13 protein-coding genes are annotated in these 12,525 nt (G+C 65.7%); 5 read left to right on the top strand and 8 right to left on the bottom strand.

Annotation, left to right across the window (positions count from 1 at the left end; genetic code table 11):
• Positions 1-5: 5 nt before the first annotated feature.
• The 7 genes from ACLV74_RS04335 to ACLV74_RS04305 form a co-directional block, all read right to left on the bottom strand.
• Positions 6-362: a rhodanese-like domain-containing protein gene (locus ACLV74_RS04335; protein ID WP_411878150.1), complete on the bottom strand. Its 357-nt coding sequence runs from the start codon at positions 360-362 to the stop codon at positions 6-8.
• Between the two features lie 36 nt (positions 363-398).
• Positions 399-1,088 carry a protein-L-isoaspartate O-methyltransferase family protein gene (locus ACLV74_RS04330; protein ID WP_411878149.1) on the bottom strand — a complete coding sequence of 230 codons (690 nt, stop codon included), beginning with the start codon at positions 1,086-1,088 and terminating at the stop codon, positions 399-401.
• A gap of 86 nt (positions 1,089-1,174) precedes the next feature.
• Positions 1,175-4,402, bottom strand: a complete 3,228-nt coding sequence (locus tag ACLV74_RS04325; RefSeq protein WP_411878148.1) for an efflux RND transporter permease subunit — start codon at positions 4,400-4,402, stop codon at positions 1,175-1,177.
• A gap of 12 nt (positions 4,403-4,414) precedes the next feature.
• A complete protein-coding gene (locus ACLV74_RS04320; RefSeq protein WP_411878147.1) occupies positions 4,415-5,617 on the bottom strand; it encodes an efflux RND transporter periplasmic adaptor subunit in 1,203 nt (400 codons plus the stop codon).
• Positions 5,614-6,312 carry a TetR/AcrR family transcriptional regulator gene (locus tag ACLV74_RS04315; protein WP_411878146.1) on the bottom strand — a complete coding sequence of 233 codons (699 nt, stop codon included), beginning with the start codon at positions 6,310-6,312 and terminating at the stop codon, positions 5,614-5,616. Before ACLV74_RS04315 ends, ACLV74_RS04320 begins: the two co-directional genes overlap by 4 nt.
• A gap of 162 nt (positions 6,313-6,474) precedes the next feature.
• The gene (locus ACLV74_RS04310) at positions 6,475-7,254 is read right to left on the bottom strand and encodes a YdcF family protein (RefSeq protein WP_411878145.1); all 780 of its coding nucleotides are present in this window, start codon (positions 7,252-7,254) and stop codon (positions 6,475-6,477) included.
• Positions 7,255-7,278: 24 nt separating this feature from the next.
• Positions 7,279-8,475: an acyl-CoA dehydrogenase gene (locus tag ACLV74_RS04305; protein ID WP_411878144.1), complete on the bottom strand. Its 1,197-nt coding sequence runs from the start codon at positions 8,473-8,475 to the stop codon at positions 7,279-7,281.
• 147 nt (positions 8,476-8,622) lie between these two features.
• On the opposite strand from ACLV74_RS04305, the gene ACLV74_RS04300 reads away from it, so the two are divergent.
• From ACLV74_RS04300 to msrA, 3 genes are all read left to right on the top strand, one after another.
• A complete protein-coding gene (locus ACLV74_RS04300; protein ID WP_411878143.1) occupies positions 8,623-9,519 on the top strand; it encodes a LysR family transcriptional regulator in 897 nt (298 codons plus the stop codon).
• Positions 9,520-9,567: 48 nt separating this feature from the next.
• A complete protein-coding gene (locus tag ACLV74_RS04295; protein ID WP_411878142.1) occupies positions 9,568-9,903 on the top strand; it encodes a hypothetical protein in 336 nt (111 codons plus the stop codon).
• Positions 9,904-10,017: 114 nt separating this feature from the next.
• Complete coding sequence (gene msrA / locus ACLV74_RS04290) at positions 10,018-10,560, top strand: peptide-methionine (S)-S-oxide reductase MsrA (protein ID WP_411878141.1); 543 nt, start codon at positions 10,018-10,020, stop codon at positions 10,558-10,560.
• 61 nt (positions 10,561-10,621) lie between these two features.
• Here the strand turns inward: msrA and ACLV74_RS04285 are convergent, their stop codons facing one another.
• A complete protein-coding gene (locus ACLV74_RS04285) occupies positions 10,622-11,593 on the bottom strand; it encodes a succinylglutamate desuccinylase/aspartoacylase family protein (RefSeq protein ID WP_411878140.1) in 972 nt (323 codons plus the stop codon).
• 173 nt (positions 11,594-11,766) lie between these two features.
• On the opposite strand from ACLV74_RS04285, the gene ACLV74_RS04280 reads away from it, so the two are divergent.
• Both ACLV74_RS04280 and ACLV74_RS04275 read left to right on the top strand, forming a co-directional pair.
• On the top strand, positions 11,767-12,147 hold the full coding sequence (locus tag ACLV74_RS04280; protein ID WP_411878139.1) for a hypothetical protein: 381 nt from the start codon (positions 11,767-11,769) through the stop codon (positions 12,145-12,147).
• 107 nt (positions 12,148-12,254) lie between these two features.
• Positions 12,255-12,524, top strand: coding sequence for a hypothetical protein (locus ACLV74_RS04275; protein WP_411878138.1), 270 nt, complete (start codon positions 12,255-12,257; stop codon positions 12,522-12,524).
• Position 12,525 lies beyond the last annotated feature (1 nt).

The following is a 12,525-nucleotide window of genomic DNA, read 5'->3' as shown; positions in this document are numbered from 1 at the left end:
GGAAGTCAGTAAAGCGGCACGGAGCGGTCCACCTGCTGCGACCAGGCATCTATGCCGCCCTGCAGGTTGACGACTTCGGTGAAGCCGCTTTGCGTCAAATAGTTGGCCACCTGCAGGCTGCGCATGCCGTGGTGGCACAGGCAGGCAATCGGCTGGCCGGCGCCGGCTTCCTGCAACTCGGCCAGGCGCGCCGGGATTTCACGCATCGGGATATGGACCAGCCTGAAACCGTCTTCCTTGACCGATGCCGTCTGCAGTTCCCAGGGTTCGCGCACGTCGAGCACCACGGGCAGGGCGGGCGCGCCCTCACCGGCGTTGTCGCGCCAGGCGGCGAAATCGGCGGGGTTGAGCTGGGGAATCATGGGCGGCACTTTCGGGATTTGTCGCAGGCTTGCGGTTTAGAAGCTGAAAGCCGAGGGTTCAGGGAAGTTCAACAGGCGCGGGGCCACGGTGTCCCAGGCCTGGGTGGTGCGCCAGGCGTCTTCGCCCACGCGCGTGACCAGGGTGGCGCGCATCATGGGTTCAAAGCCCACGATGGCGCTCAGGCGGCCGCCCACCTTGAGCAGGGACAGCAGCGAAGCCGGCACCTCGGCGACCGAGCCGCTAAGCACGATCACGTCGAAAGGGCCGCGCAGCGGGTCGTTGCTGGAGACCGCTTGCGCCAGCTTGGCCGCGCCGTCGCCGGTGCGCACTTCGGCGTTGTAGACGCCGGCGCGCTGCAGGTTGTCGCGCGCGGTCTGCGCCAGCGTGGGATCGATCTCGAGCGAGATCACCTGTTGCCCGCGGTGCGCCAGCAGGGCGGCCATGTAGCCGGAGCCGGCGCCGATTTCGAGGACTTTTTCGTGCTTTTGCACGGCCAGCTCCTGCAGGATGCGGGCTTCGACCTTGGGCGCCAGCATGCACTGGCTGGGGTTGGCCTGGGGCGGCAGCGGGATTTCCATGTCCACAAAGGCCAGCGCCTTGTGGGCGGCGGGGACGAAATCTTCGCGCTTGACCACGGCGAGCAGGGAAAGGACCTGGTTGTCCAGCACTTCCCAGGGGCGGATTTGCTGCTCAATCATGTTGAAACGGGCTTGTTCGTAGTTCATGGCGGACCTGTGGGTTGGCGGGATAGGGGAAGAAATAAGGGGAGAAAGAGGGGTGAAGAGGGTGTTCACGAGATCAACCTTTGATTTTAGCGGTCGCCCATGACGGTCGCGGCAGGGACGGCCGGCCGGTTTTTGGGGCCGAACTTGCGCTTGAACCACTGCGCCAGGTCGTCCAGGTAGCAATAAGTCACCGGCACCACCACCAGCGTCAGCAGCGAGGAGGTGATCACGCCGCCTATGACCGCCTGGCCCATGGGGGCGCGCTGCTCCGAGCCTTCCGTCAGGGCAAAGGCCAGCGGCACCATGCCGAAGATCATCGCCAGCGTGGTCATCAGGATGGGGCGCAGCCGGACCTTGGCGGCATGCAGCAGGGCTTCGCCGCGCTCCATGCCGGGCACGCGGTGGCCGTCCACGTCCACCTGGTCGGCGCGCATGCGGATGGCGAAATCGACCAGCAAAATGGCGTTCTTGGTGACCAGGCCCATCAGCATCACCACCCCGATGATGGAGAACATCGACAGCGTGGAGCGGAACAGCAGCAGCGCCAGCACCACGCCGATCAGCGTCAGCGGCAGCGAGGTCATCAGCGCCATGGGCTGCAGAAAGCTCTTGAACTGGCTGGCCAGGATCATGTAGATGAACAGGATCGCCATCACCAGCGCCGACACCGCATAGCCGAAGGACTCGGCCATGTTCTTGGTGGAGCCGCTGAACTGGTAACGGTAGCCCGGCGGGAAGTTGAAGTTGTCCAGCACGGCCTTGATGTCGTTGGACACCTCGCCGGCCGAGCGGTTGTAGACGTTGGCGTTGATCGCGACTTCGCGGGCCATGTCGCGGCGGTTGATCTGGTTGGGGCCGGTGCTTTCCTTCACCGTCGCCACCTGGTTGAGCCGGACGATGCGCGAGCTGCCGTCGGCGTTGCTGCCCATGCTGCTGCTCATGAAGGGCAGGCGCTCCAGGTCCTGCGGCGCGGTGCGGGCGCCGGGCGCCAGGCGCACGTTGACGTCGTAGGTCTGGTCGTCGGGCGCGCGCCAGTTGCCGACAGTCTGCCCGGCCACCAGGGTGCGCAGGGAGGCGGCGATCTGCGACACCGACAGGCCCAGGTCGGAGGCGGCGTCGCGCCGCACGTCGACCTCGATCACCGGCTTGTCGGCCTTGACGCTGGAGTCCAGGTCCACCAGGCCGGGAATGCCGCGTATCTTGTCGCTGACGGCGCGCGTGAGGCGCTCGAGTTCCTTGAGGTCGGTGCCTTGCAGCGAAAACTCCACCTGCTTGTTGCCGCCCACCGCGTCGAGCAGGCCGACGTGCGTCACCGTGATGCCGGGCACCTGCTTGAGCCGTTCGCGCAGCACGCCCGACATCTCGTCGACGCTGCGCGCGCGCGCCTTGCGGTCGACCAGGCGCACGTAAAGGCTGGCGTACATCTTGCCCTGGGCATTGCCGGTGTTGAGTGTGGCGAGCGTGTATTTCACTTCCGGGAATTCGCGCACGATGGCCTCGACCTGGCGGGCCTTGGCCTCGGTGTTTTCCAGCGAGGAGCCCACCGGCGTGTAGAAGTTGAGCGAGGTCTCCGAGAAGTCGGCCTTGGGCACGAACTCGGTGCCCAGCAGCGGCACCATGAAGATGCTGGCCGCAAAAATCACTGCGGCCAGCGCCAGCGTGGCCAGCTTGTGGCCCAGCGACCAGCGCAGGATGCCCTGGTAGCTGTCGCTCAGGGATTCGGTGGCGCGGTCGAACCAGCCGGTCACGCGGCCTATGGTTTTGTCATAGAAGGTGACGGGCGGGCCCTTCCGGCCGTGGGATTCAATCGCCGGGTCGTGCCAGATGCTGGAGAGCATGGGGTCCAGCGTGAAGCTCACGAACATCGAGATCAGCACCGCCGCCACGATGGTCACGCCGAACTCATGGAAGAACTTGCCGATGATGCCGCCCATGAAACCAATGGGCAGGAACACGGCGACGATGGAGAAAGTGGTGGCCAGCACGGCCAGGCCGATTTCCTGTGTGCCGTCGAGCGAGGCGCGGTAGGGGTCCTTGCCCATCTGCACGTGTCGCACGATGTTTTCGCGCACCACGATGGCGTCGTCGATCAGCAGGCCCACGCACAGCGACAGCGCCATCAGCGTGATCATGTTGATGGTGAAGCCGAACAGGTTCATGAACAGGAAGGTGCCGATGATGGAGATCGGCAGCGTCAAGCCGGTGATGACGGTGGAGCGCCAGGAATTGAGGAAGAGGAAGACGATGAGCACCGTCAGCAGCGCGCCCTCGATCAGCGTGCGGCGCACGTTCTCGACCGCCACGCGTATGGGGCGCGAGCCGTCGGTGATAAGCTCCAGCCGCGCGCCGGGGGGCAGCAGCGGCTGCAGCTCGGCCACGGCCTTGTTGAGGCCGTCGACCACGGCAATGGTGTTTTCGTCCTGCGCTTTTTGCACCGACAGCAGCAGCGTGCGCTGGCCGTTGTAGAGCGCCAGGCTGTCGAGCTCCTGCGCGCCGTCGGAGATGCGCGCCACCTGGTCGACGGTGACCGCCGCGGCCGCACCGCCGGCCGTGCTTTTGCGCGCCACGATGATCTTGCCGAAGTCTTCGGGCCGTTTCATGCGCGCGTCGATCTTGACGACGCGCTCCTGCTGCAGCGAACGGATCGCGCCCACCGGCAGGTCCTGGTTTTCGTTGCGCACGGCATTGACCACCTGGTCGGCGCTGATGCCCAGCGACTCCATGGCCTGCGGGTTGAGGTAGACGTTGATCTCGCGCTTGGTGCCGCCCACCAGGGTGACCGAGCCCGCGCCGCGCACGTTTTCCAGCCTTTTTTTGAGCACCTGGTCGGCCCAGTTGGTCAATTCAACGGCGTCCATGGGTTTGCCCTTGCCGGCGTTGGGCAACACCGCCACCGACCAGATGGCACGGCTGGCCGGGTCGAAGCGCAGCACGCGCGGCTCCTTGACTTCGTCGCGGAAGCTGGGACGTATGGCCGCGATTTTCTCGCGCACGTCCTCGGCGGCCCGGCGCCCGTCGATGTAGAGCTGGAACTCCATGATGACGACGGCCTGGCCTTCGTAACTGCGCGAGGTCAGCGCATTGATGCCGGCAATCGAGTTGACGCCTTCCTCAATCTTCTTGGTGACTTCGCTCTCGACGATTTCGGGCGAGGCGCCCGGGTATTCGGCGGTAATCACCACCACCGGGAAGTCGATGTTGGGGAACTGGTCCACCTGCATGCGCTGGTAGGAGAACAGCCCCAGCACCACGATGGCCAGCATGACCATGGTGGCGAACACGGGATTCTTGAGGCTGACCTGCGTGAACCACATGCGCGTGAAGCCTCAGGGGGCCGTCTTGGCCGGCGCGCTCGCCGCGGGCTGCGCGGAGCCGGCAGCGGTCAACTGCGTGAAGCGGACTTTGGTGCCTTCGCGCAGCGCGCCGATGTCGCCGCGAACGACGAGCGCGCCGTCTTCCAGGCCCTTGACCGCCACCACGGTGTCGCCGCCCGCGGCGCCGCGCACGCCCAGCTCCACGGTCTTGTGCACCACCACGCCGTTTTCAACGGCTTGCACATAGGGCGCGGGCTTGTCGGTGCGCACCGCGCTGACGGGCACCGACAGCAGCGAGGCGCGCGCCGTGCCCAGCGTGCCCTGGGCGAACAGGCCCTGGCGCAGCGGCGGGGCGCTGGCGTCGCCGGCGGCGCCGGGGTTGTCAATGGTCAGGTAGGCCAGCACGCTGCGGCTGCCGGCCTGCGCGCTGGGGTTGATGCGCGCGACCACGGCGGTCACGGGCTGGCGGCTGCCTTCGATCTGCAACTGGGCGCTCTGGCCCACGCGCACGTCCATGGAGTCGCCGGCGCTCAGCGTGGCTTCGAGCTCGAGTTTGCTGAGGTCCACGATTTCGACGATTTTGGTATCGATGCTCACGCGCTCGCCGGGCTGCGCCAGGCGCTGCGACACCTGGCCGGAAATCGGCGCCTTCAGCACGGTGTCGTCCAGCGACTTGCCGGCGACGTCGGTCGCGGCCAGCGCGGCCTTGTGGGTGGACTTCGCGGCGTTGAGGTTGGCCAGCGAGGTGTCCAGTGCGGTCTTGGAGATAAAGCCCTGGTCGACCAGCGCCTTGTTGTTGTCGTACTGGCGCTGCACCACGTCGACCTGCGCCTTGGCGGACTCGGCCTGCTCGCGCGCCTGGCGCACGCGCGACTGGTATTCGGCGGCGTCTATGCGCGCGATCACCTGGCCGGCCTTGACCACGTCGCCTTCCCGCACGGCCAGGCCTTGCAGTTCGCCGGGAACGCGGGCCTTGATGACGGCGGAATTGACGGCCTTGAGCGAACCCGAGACGGGCAAGCCCTGGACGACTTCACGCATCTGCGCCTTGACCACGTCGGTGGCGGCCAGTTCGACCAGGCCCATGTCCTTGGCCGCGCTGCTATCGGCCAGCGCCAGCTGCTGGACTTTTCGCGCGGACAGCGCGCGCAGCACGCCCACCGCGATGAGCAGCACGATCAGCCCGGCGACCGCCCACTTGACCCAGCGCTTCATGCCGCGGCTTTCCTGTGGGCCCGCACGGCTGCAACCACCGGCGCGGAGATGCCGTTCAGGATGGTGTCCACCTGGAAGGCGATGTATTTTTTGGGGTCCAGCTCCCGGTCGCTGCTGACGCACACGCCGGCGGAGTGCCTGGAGAGGATCAGGAAAATCATGGGCGCGACCACCAGGTAGACGGCGTAGTCCAGGTCCATGGGACGGAATTCGCCGCGGTCCATGCCGCGCTGCAGGATGCTGCGGATCAGCGCCTGGCCGGGCATGATGACTTCCTGCTGGTAGAAGGCCGCGATGTCGGGGAAGTTCTTGGCCTCGCTCATCATCAGCTTGGTCAGGCCCGAGGCGCGCGTCAAGCCCACGCGTTCCCACCAGCTGTTCATGCAGTAAGCCAGCAATTCGGGGGTGGTGCCTTCAAAAACGTCGAGCTCGGCGCGCCACTCGGTGAAGCGGCCCGAGATGTTTTCGCGCACCACGGCCTTGAACAGCTCTTCCTTGCTCTGGAAATAGAGAAACAGCGTGCCTTTGGAGACCCCGGCGCGGGCCGCGACTTCCTCGGCACGCGTGGCGGCAAAGCCTTTTTCGACGAAAAGGTCGAGTGCGGCATCAAGGAGTTCGCCCGGACGTGCTTGCTTGCGGCGTTCGCGTTTGGCGGCGACCGCGGTTTTGTCGCTGAAGAGTTTGGAAAGAGACATAGTTACTGACTGACTGGTTAGTAATATATCTGCTTACCTTCCGACCGTCAACCCAAACCGCATAGGCTACACCGGGGCCATCAGGGCACCTTGCCCGGCAACGTAAACCGTCGGTAAAGCCCGGCGGACGCTGCTTTGCGCGACAGGGCCTGTGGACGGCGCTTACGCCGGCAGGAAGCGGCCAAGGGCGAGGGCCAGCCACTCCCTCAGCACCTGCCGGGACGCCTGCAGGCCCTGCGCGGAGGGCAGCCATTCCAGCAACTCGCTCTGCGCCGGCAGCACATAGCCCGTAGGGGCGGGCGTGACGGCCAGGCCGGCCTGCTCAAAAGCCAGGACGGCGCGCGGCATGTGCCAGGCATGGGTCACCAGCGCAATGCGCTGCACGCCGCCTTGCCGCAGCAGCGGCGCCAGCAGGCGCGCGTTGCCGGCCGTGTCGCGCGACTGGGATTCGCTCCAGCGCAGCGCCAGGCCGTAGTCCTGCTGCAAGCTGCGGGCCGCGACTTCGGCTTCTGATTCTTTTTGCGAGCCATGGGCCGCCCAGCCCAGGCCGCCCGTGAAGGCCAGCGGCAGGCCGGATTGCCGGGCCAGCCAGGCGCCGTAGCGTAGCCGCGCCGCGGTGGCCGCAGCCGGCTGGCTGCGGCCGTATTCGGGCGCCGCGGGCAGCACGTCGCCGCCCAGGATGACGATGGCTTGCACCTTGCGGGCCTTGAGGTCGGCCAGGTTCAGCGGTGCGAATTGCGGCAAGGCCGCGCGGGCCAGCCACACCGCGGTGCCGTGGCAGCTGAGCACGGCCAGCAGCAGCACGGAAACCGTCGCCAGCGCGAGCCCGCTTCTTTTCCTGTTGAACCACGCCAGCACCAGGCCCAGCAAGGCCAGCACCAGCAGCGAGACCGGCGGCAATGCCAGGCCGGCCAGCACGGGCTTGAGTGCGCCTAATTCCATGGCCGGCCGGGGAAGGAGCGCTGATTAATAGAAGGCCTGCAGGCCGGTCTGCGCGCGGCCCAGGATCAGCGCATGCACGTCGTGCGTGCCTTCGTAGGTGTTGACGGTTTCCAGGTTGATCATGTGGCGGATCACGTGGTATTCGTCATGGATGCCGTTGCCGCCGTGCATGTCGCGCGCCATGCGGGCGATGTCCAGCGACTTGCCGCAGCTGTTGCGCTTGATCAGCGAGATCATTTCCGGCACGGCCCTGTCTTCGTCCATCAGCCGGCCCACGCGCAGGCAGGCCTGCAGGCCCAGCGTGATTTCGGTCTGCATGTCGGCCAGTTTTTTCTGGATCAGCTGGTTCTGCGCCAGCGGGCGGCCGAACTGCTGGCGGTCCATGGTGTACTGGCGCGCGCGAAACCAGCAGTCCTCGGCCGCGCCCAGGGCGCCCCAGGCGATGCCGTAGCGCGCCTTGTTGAGGCAGCCGAAGGGGCCCTTGAGGCCGCTCACGTTGGGCAGCAGGTTTTCTTCAGGCACAAACACGTCGTCCATGACGATTTCGCCGGTGATGGAGGCGCGCAAGCTCATCTTGCCTTCGATCTTGGGGGCGGAAAGGCCCTTCATGCCTTTTTCCAGCACAAAGCCGCGGATGCTTTCCTGGCCGCCGACCTTGCCGTCCGGGTCTTGCAGCTTGGCCCAGACGACGAAGACGTCGGCGATGGGGCTGTTGGTGATCCACATCTTGGCGCCCTTGAGGATGAAGCCGCCGTCCACGGGCTTGGCGCGCGTCAGCATGCTGGCCGGGTCGGAGCCGTGGTTGGGCTCGGTCAGGCCGAAGCAGCCCACCCATTCGCCGGTGGCCAGCCTGGGCAGGTATTTCTGCTTTTGCGCTTCGCTGCCGTAGGCATTGATGGGGTGCATGACCAGCGAGCTTTGCACGCTGATGGCGCTGCGGTAGCCGCTGTCGACACGCTCGACCTCGCGCGCCACCAGGCCGTAGCTCACGTAATTGAGGCCGGCGCAGCCGTAGCCTTCGATCGTGGAGCCCAGGAAACCCATGGCGCCGGCTTCGTTCATGATCTCGCGGTCGAATTTTTCGTGGCGCGCGGCCATCAGCACGCGCGGCTGCAGCTTTTCCTGGCAGAAGGCGTGGGCGGCGTCGGCAATGGCGCGCTCATCGTCGCTCAGTTGTTCCATCAGGAAAAACGGGTCTTGCCAGTTGAAGGTGGTTTTCATGGGTCTTGTCTCCGAAAAAGGGAAGGGTGCTTGCTTGCAGTGTAGGGGGCGCGGCACAAGGCGGCTGCGGCCATTGGGTGATTGTTTGACAAGCATGAATAGTTGTCTAATATCAAATAACGATTCAACGATATTATTTTTATATACATGGAATTCCGCCACCTCCGCTATTTCCTGGTCCTGGCCGAAGAATTGCACTTCGGCCGCGCGGCCCGGCGGCTGTCGATCTCGCAGCCGCCGCTGTCGCTGAACATCCAGCAGCTGGAAGCCTCCATAGGCGCCAGGCTGTTCACGCGCAACAGCAAGTCCGTGCAACTCACCGCCGCGGGCCTGGCCTTTGTGCCGGCGGCGCGCGCCCTGCTGGACCAGGCCGCGCAGGCGGCCGGCCATGCGCGCGACGTGGGGCAGGGCATGGCCGGCAGCCTGGCGATCGGTTTTTCGGGCACCATGCTTTACAGCGGCCTGCCCAACATCCTGGAGCGCTTCCAGGCCGAGCACCCGCTGCTGCGCCTGACGCTGAAAGAACTTAGTTCCAGCGAGCAGCTGGTGGAGCTGGCGCACGACCGGCTGGACCTGGGTTTTGTCCACACCACGCGCGTGCCGCCCGAGCTCTCGCAAATCCTCGTGTCCAGCCAGGCCTTTATCTGCTGCCTGCCGGCCGGCCATGCGCTGGCGCGCAAGCGTTCGCTGTCGCTTTCAGCCCTGCAGGGCGAGCCTTTTGCTGTCGTGTCGCGCGCGGTGTCGCCCGACTACCACGAGCGTATCCTGGCGATTTGCACCGAAGCCGGTTTTTACCCCGAGATGCGCTACGAACTGCGGCATTGGCTCAGCGTGGTGTCGCTGGTGTCGCAAGGCATGGGCGTGGCCCTGGTGCCGGCCGCGCTGCGGCAATCGGCCATGGCCGGTGCGGCCTTTGTGCCGCTGGATGCGGCCACCACGCCATACGACACACACTGCCTCTGGAAGACTGCGCGCGACCAGCAGTCGCTGACCGCTTTTGTGAAAGCGGTGCGCGCCATCGCGCCCCCCGGCGAAAGCCCCTAAAGGCCTTTGAAAAAGTATGTCCCGCGCACGGGGCCTAAAGCTGTCACCATGGGGCAGTTCATAGTTTTCAAGGAGAACGGCATCAACCCGTATATCTGGTGTGTGGTGGGTGTCGTCCTCGGCGGGGTGGCTTGCCTGCTCTCTGGCATCCGCGACAAAATCCTCGTTATCGAGAACCTGGGCGTCGGCGTGTTCGGCACTTTCATAGGCGGCGACTTCGTGGCCGCCATGTTCAAGCACGGCGCTGCGGCCGACAAGGGGCTCAGCATGGGCACCGTAGGCATGGCCGTGGCGGGTGGGGTGATTGCCCTGGTTCTGTTGCGGCTCATGCAACGCGCGGTCGGCCCCATGCATCGCAGCAAGGCCCCGCGCCGCCGCGATTGAGCCGGATTGAACCGTTGCCCGGCAAGGGCAAGCGCACCCGCCACGGCAGCTGCGCGGCCCGCGGCGTAAGATCTCCGCTCACTTCCCGACCAACGGATTCAAGCGGAGATTGCCATGTCCTCATCCCCCCAAACCATCACCCTGGGCGGCGGCTGCTTCTGGTGCACCGAAGCGGTTTACGTCAAGGTGCGCGGCGTCACCGACGTCGAGTCCGGCTACAGCAACGGCCAGGCCGAGCGGCCCAGCTATGAAGAAGTCTGCACCGGCCGCACCGGCAGCAACGAGGTGGTCAAGCTCACTTACGACCCGGACCAGATCACGCTCAAGGAAATCCTGGAGATTTTCTTCGTCATCCACGACCCGACCAGCCTGAACCGCCAGGGCAACGACGCCGGCACGCAATACCGCAGCGGCATTTATTACTCGACGCCGGAGCAAAAGGAAGTCATCGACGGTTTCATTCGCGACGTCAGCCAGGACAAGACTTTCGACAAGCCCATCGTCACCGAAGTGCTGCCGGTCGAGAACTACTGGCCGGCCGAGGCCTACCACCAGGATTACTTCGAGAACAACCCCAATCAGGGTTACTGCGCGTTTGTAGTCGGCCCCAAGGTCGAGAAATTCCGCAAGACCTTTGCCTCGCGCGTGAAGGAGTGAACCCCGGCGCTGTTCGTCCGCGGATTACGCAGGCGAGCGCGGATTCAAACCACGGTAGGTCTTACACCCGCCGCTGCGCGAAGTAAAACCATTCCTGGCCCACCTCGCCGCGCGGGTTGGGAAACACCACAAAGCCATCGGCCGGCGCGGTGATGGCTTCGCCGCCGTGCCGCGTGCCTATCGCTTCGCCGGCCTTCACCGCGTCAAAGCTGCGCCACTCGCGGGTGAAGGTGTCGCCCGCGTGCTCGCGGTCCATCACGTCGACCAGGCGCAGGATTTCACGCTCCATGGGAACCGGTGCGGCCGGCTGCGCAATCAGGCCCAGCAAGCCCAACGTCTGCAGGATGGCATAACGCGCCACCTGCACGGCCTGCGGGTCTTCATGCTGGCCGCATTCCAGCGTCACGCCGTAGCCGCCGCGCGAGCGCATGTACTCGGTCGTGCCCACGCCATAGTTCGGGTCCGTCACCAGGCTTTGCGCGCGGCCGGCGCCGCTCGCCTCGGCCAGGGCCGTGCGCCGCTTCACGCCGCGCGCATAAGTCTCCAGCCAGCCTTCGACGATGCGGTGCGGCCCGGTGTGCAGCGCCAGCTGCATTTCCTCGGGTGCGTGGGCGAAGGGCTCCAGCGCGCCCTGGTTGTTCTGCGGGCCTATCATCACAAAGGGCGCGCCGCCCGTGTGGAAGGAATGCAAATCCAGCAGCACGTCGTGCGCGTCCAGCAGCGGGCACAGCACGTTGGCGACGCGGTCTTCAAAGTCCTGCGGGATCGCGCTGGGCGCCATGTTGCGGTTGAGGTTGCGCTCGCCCATGCGCTGCTTGAGGCTGTAGGCCAGCGGGTTGGTCACCGGCACAAAGGTCACGGTGCCGCGCTCAATCGCCAGCGCGCCGCCGTCGATCTCTTCCAGCAACTGTGTGATGGCCCGCGTGCCGCAGGTCTCGTTGCCGTGCACGGCGCCGGTGACCAGCAGGCGCGGGCCCGGGGCCAGGCCGTGGTAGGTGTGGGCGCGCAGGTGGGTAGGGTGTTGGGTGGTCATGGTGAATGCGGGGTAGGGGGGGGCTTGATGGCGTCGGGTGACGTCGCGCCCATGTGACGTTATAGCGCAGCCGCGCATGGGTGCGCGGAATCCCCGGTATACATTAGCCTGCATCGCGGTCATGCCGCAGCGCAGCACACAGCACGGAACACGCACACGAAAGGCCCGCCGGTATGCACACAGCTTGCAAAACCCTCTTCCTGGTGCTGCTCACCGGTTTTGTGCTCTTCATCCTCGCCTTCGGCACACCCGTGCTGAGCATGTTCACCTCGGCCAAGGTGCTGGCATGGGCCGGCTGTTCATCGGCCGGTTTTGACACGCCGGCCATCCGCTGCAACCACGGCGGTGGCGGCGCGGTCAGCGAGCGTTTCGGGCCGCTGAGCTACTGGTTCACCACGCTGCTGGCGCCTTATCTGCTGGTCAAGCATTTGTGGGATGTGCTGTTGGCCTGGCTGGTCTTGACGCTGGTCTTTGGCGGGCTGGCGGCAGCCGGGGGCAATAAGCCGGCGCCGAAAAAAATGCCGGCATGGCCGGATACGCGTCCTGAAACCTGAGGGCGTGTTCGCCCTTGCCTGACAACTGAAACAACTCGTGAGGCCCGCGGTCCTGCAAGGTCTGCCGGCCTATCATGGGTACCGTGTTTTTCAGATACGGAGGCATCATGGACGCTGACCTTGACGGCTTGTCGCGTGAACAACTCATCGCTGAAGTGAAGAAGCTGCGGCAAGGCATTCGCGGGCACCGCGACAGCACGGGCCATGAGCTGTGCTGGCATCATCCCGCGCTGTGGGCGCTGCTGCCGGAGAAATCCGACCCGCTTCCCGTGGTGCCCGACTGGCCGCAGTTCCTGCGCGGCTGCCTGCACTACCGGCAATCGCTCGACGAACAATTGCCCCTGGCCCCCAGGAGCGACAAGCCCTACCGCAGCTAAA

Origin of the sequence: Polaromonas sp. YR568, from assembly GCF_943369415.1 — a bacterium.
Lineage (GTDB): Bacteria > Pseudomonadota > Gammaproteobacteria > Burkholderiales > Burkholderiaceae_C > Polaromonas.
Note: the sequence above shows the minus strand (reverse complement) of the source record. Positions and strands in the feature narration are given on the sequence as shown.

Coding starts and splice junctions, on each gene's coding strand:
- ACLV74_RS04335 (WP_411878150.1), bottom strand. CDS start 362: ATGATTCCCCAGCTCAACCCCGCCGATTTCGCCGCCTGGCGCGACAAC.
- ACLV74_RS04330 (WP_411878149.1), bottom strand. CDS start 1,088: ATGAACTACGAACAAGCCCGTTTCAACATGATTGAGCAGCAAATCCGC.
- ACLV74_RS04325 (WP_411878148.1), bottom strand. CDS start 4,402: ATGTGGTTCACGCAGGTCAGCCTCAAGAATCCCGTGTTCGCCACCATG.
- ACLV74_RS04320 (WP_411878147.1), bottom strand. CDS start 5,617: ATGAAGCGCTGGGTCAAGTGGGCGGTCGCCGGGCTGATCGTGCTGCTC.
- ACLV74_RS04315 (WP_411878146.1), bottom strand. CDS start 6,312: ATGTCTCTTTCCAAACTCTTCAGCGACAAAACCGCGGTCGCCGCCAAA.
- ACLV74_RS04310 (WP_411878145.1), bottom strand. CDS start 7,254: ATGGAATTAGGCGCACTCAAGCCCGTGCTGGCCGGCCTGGCATTGCCG.
- ACLV74_RS04305 (WP_411878144.1), bottom strand. CDS start 8,475: ATGAAAACCACCTTCAACTGGCAAGACCCGTTTTTCCTGATGGAACAA.
- ACLV74_RS04300 (WP_411878143.1), top strand. CDS start 8,623: ATGGAATTCCGCCACCTCCGCTATTTCCTGGTCCTGGCCGAAGAATTG.
- ACLV74_RS04295 (WP_411878142.1), top strand. CDS start 9,568: ATGGGGCAGTTCATAGTTTTCAAGGAGAACGGCATCAACCCGTATATC.
- msrA (WP_411878141.1), top strand. CDS start 10,018: ATGTCCTCATCCCCCCAAACCATCACCCTGGGCGGCGGCTGCTTCTGG.
- ACLV74_RS04285 (WP_411878140.1), bottom strand. CDS start 11,593: ATGACCACCCAACACCCTACCCACCTGCGCGCCCACACCTACCACGGC.
- ACLV74_RS04280 (WP_411878139.1), top strand. CDS start 11,767: ATGCACACAGCTTGCAAAACCCTCTTCCTGGTGCTGCTCACCGGTTTT.
- ACLV74_RS04275 (WP_411878138.1), top strand. CDS start 12,255: ATGGACGCTGACCTTGACGGCTTGTCGCGTGAACAACTCATCGCTGAA.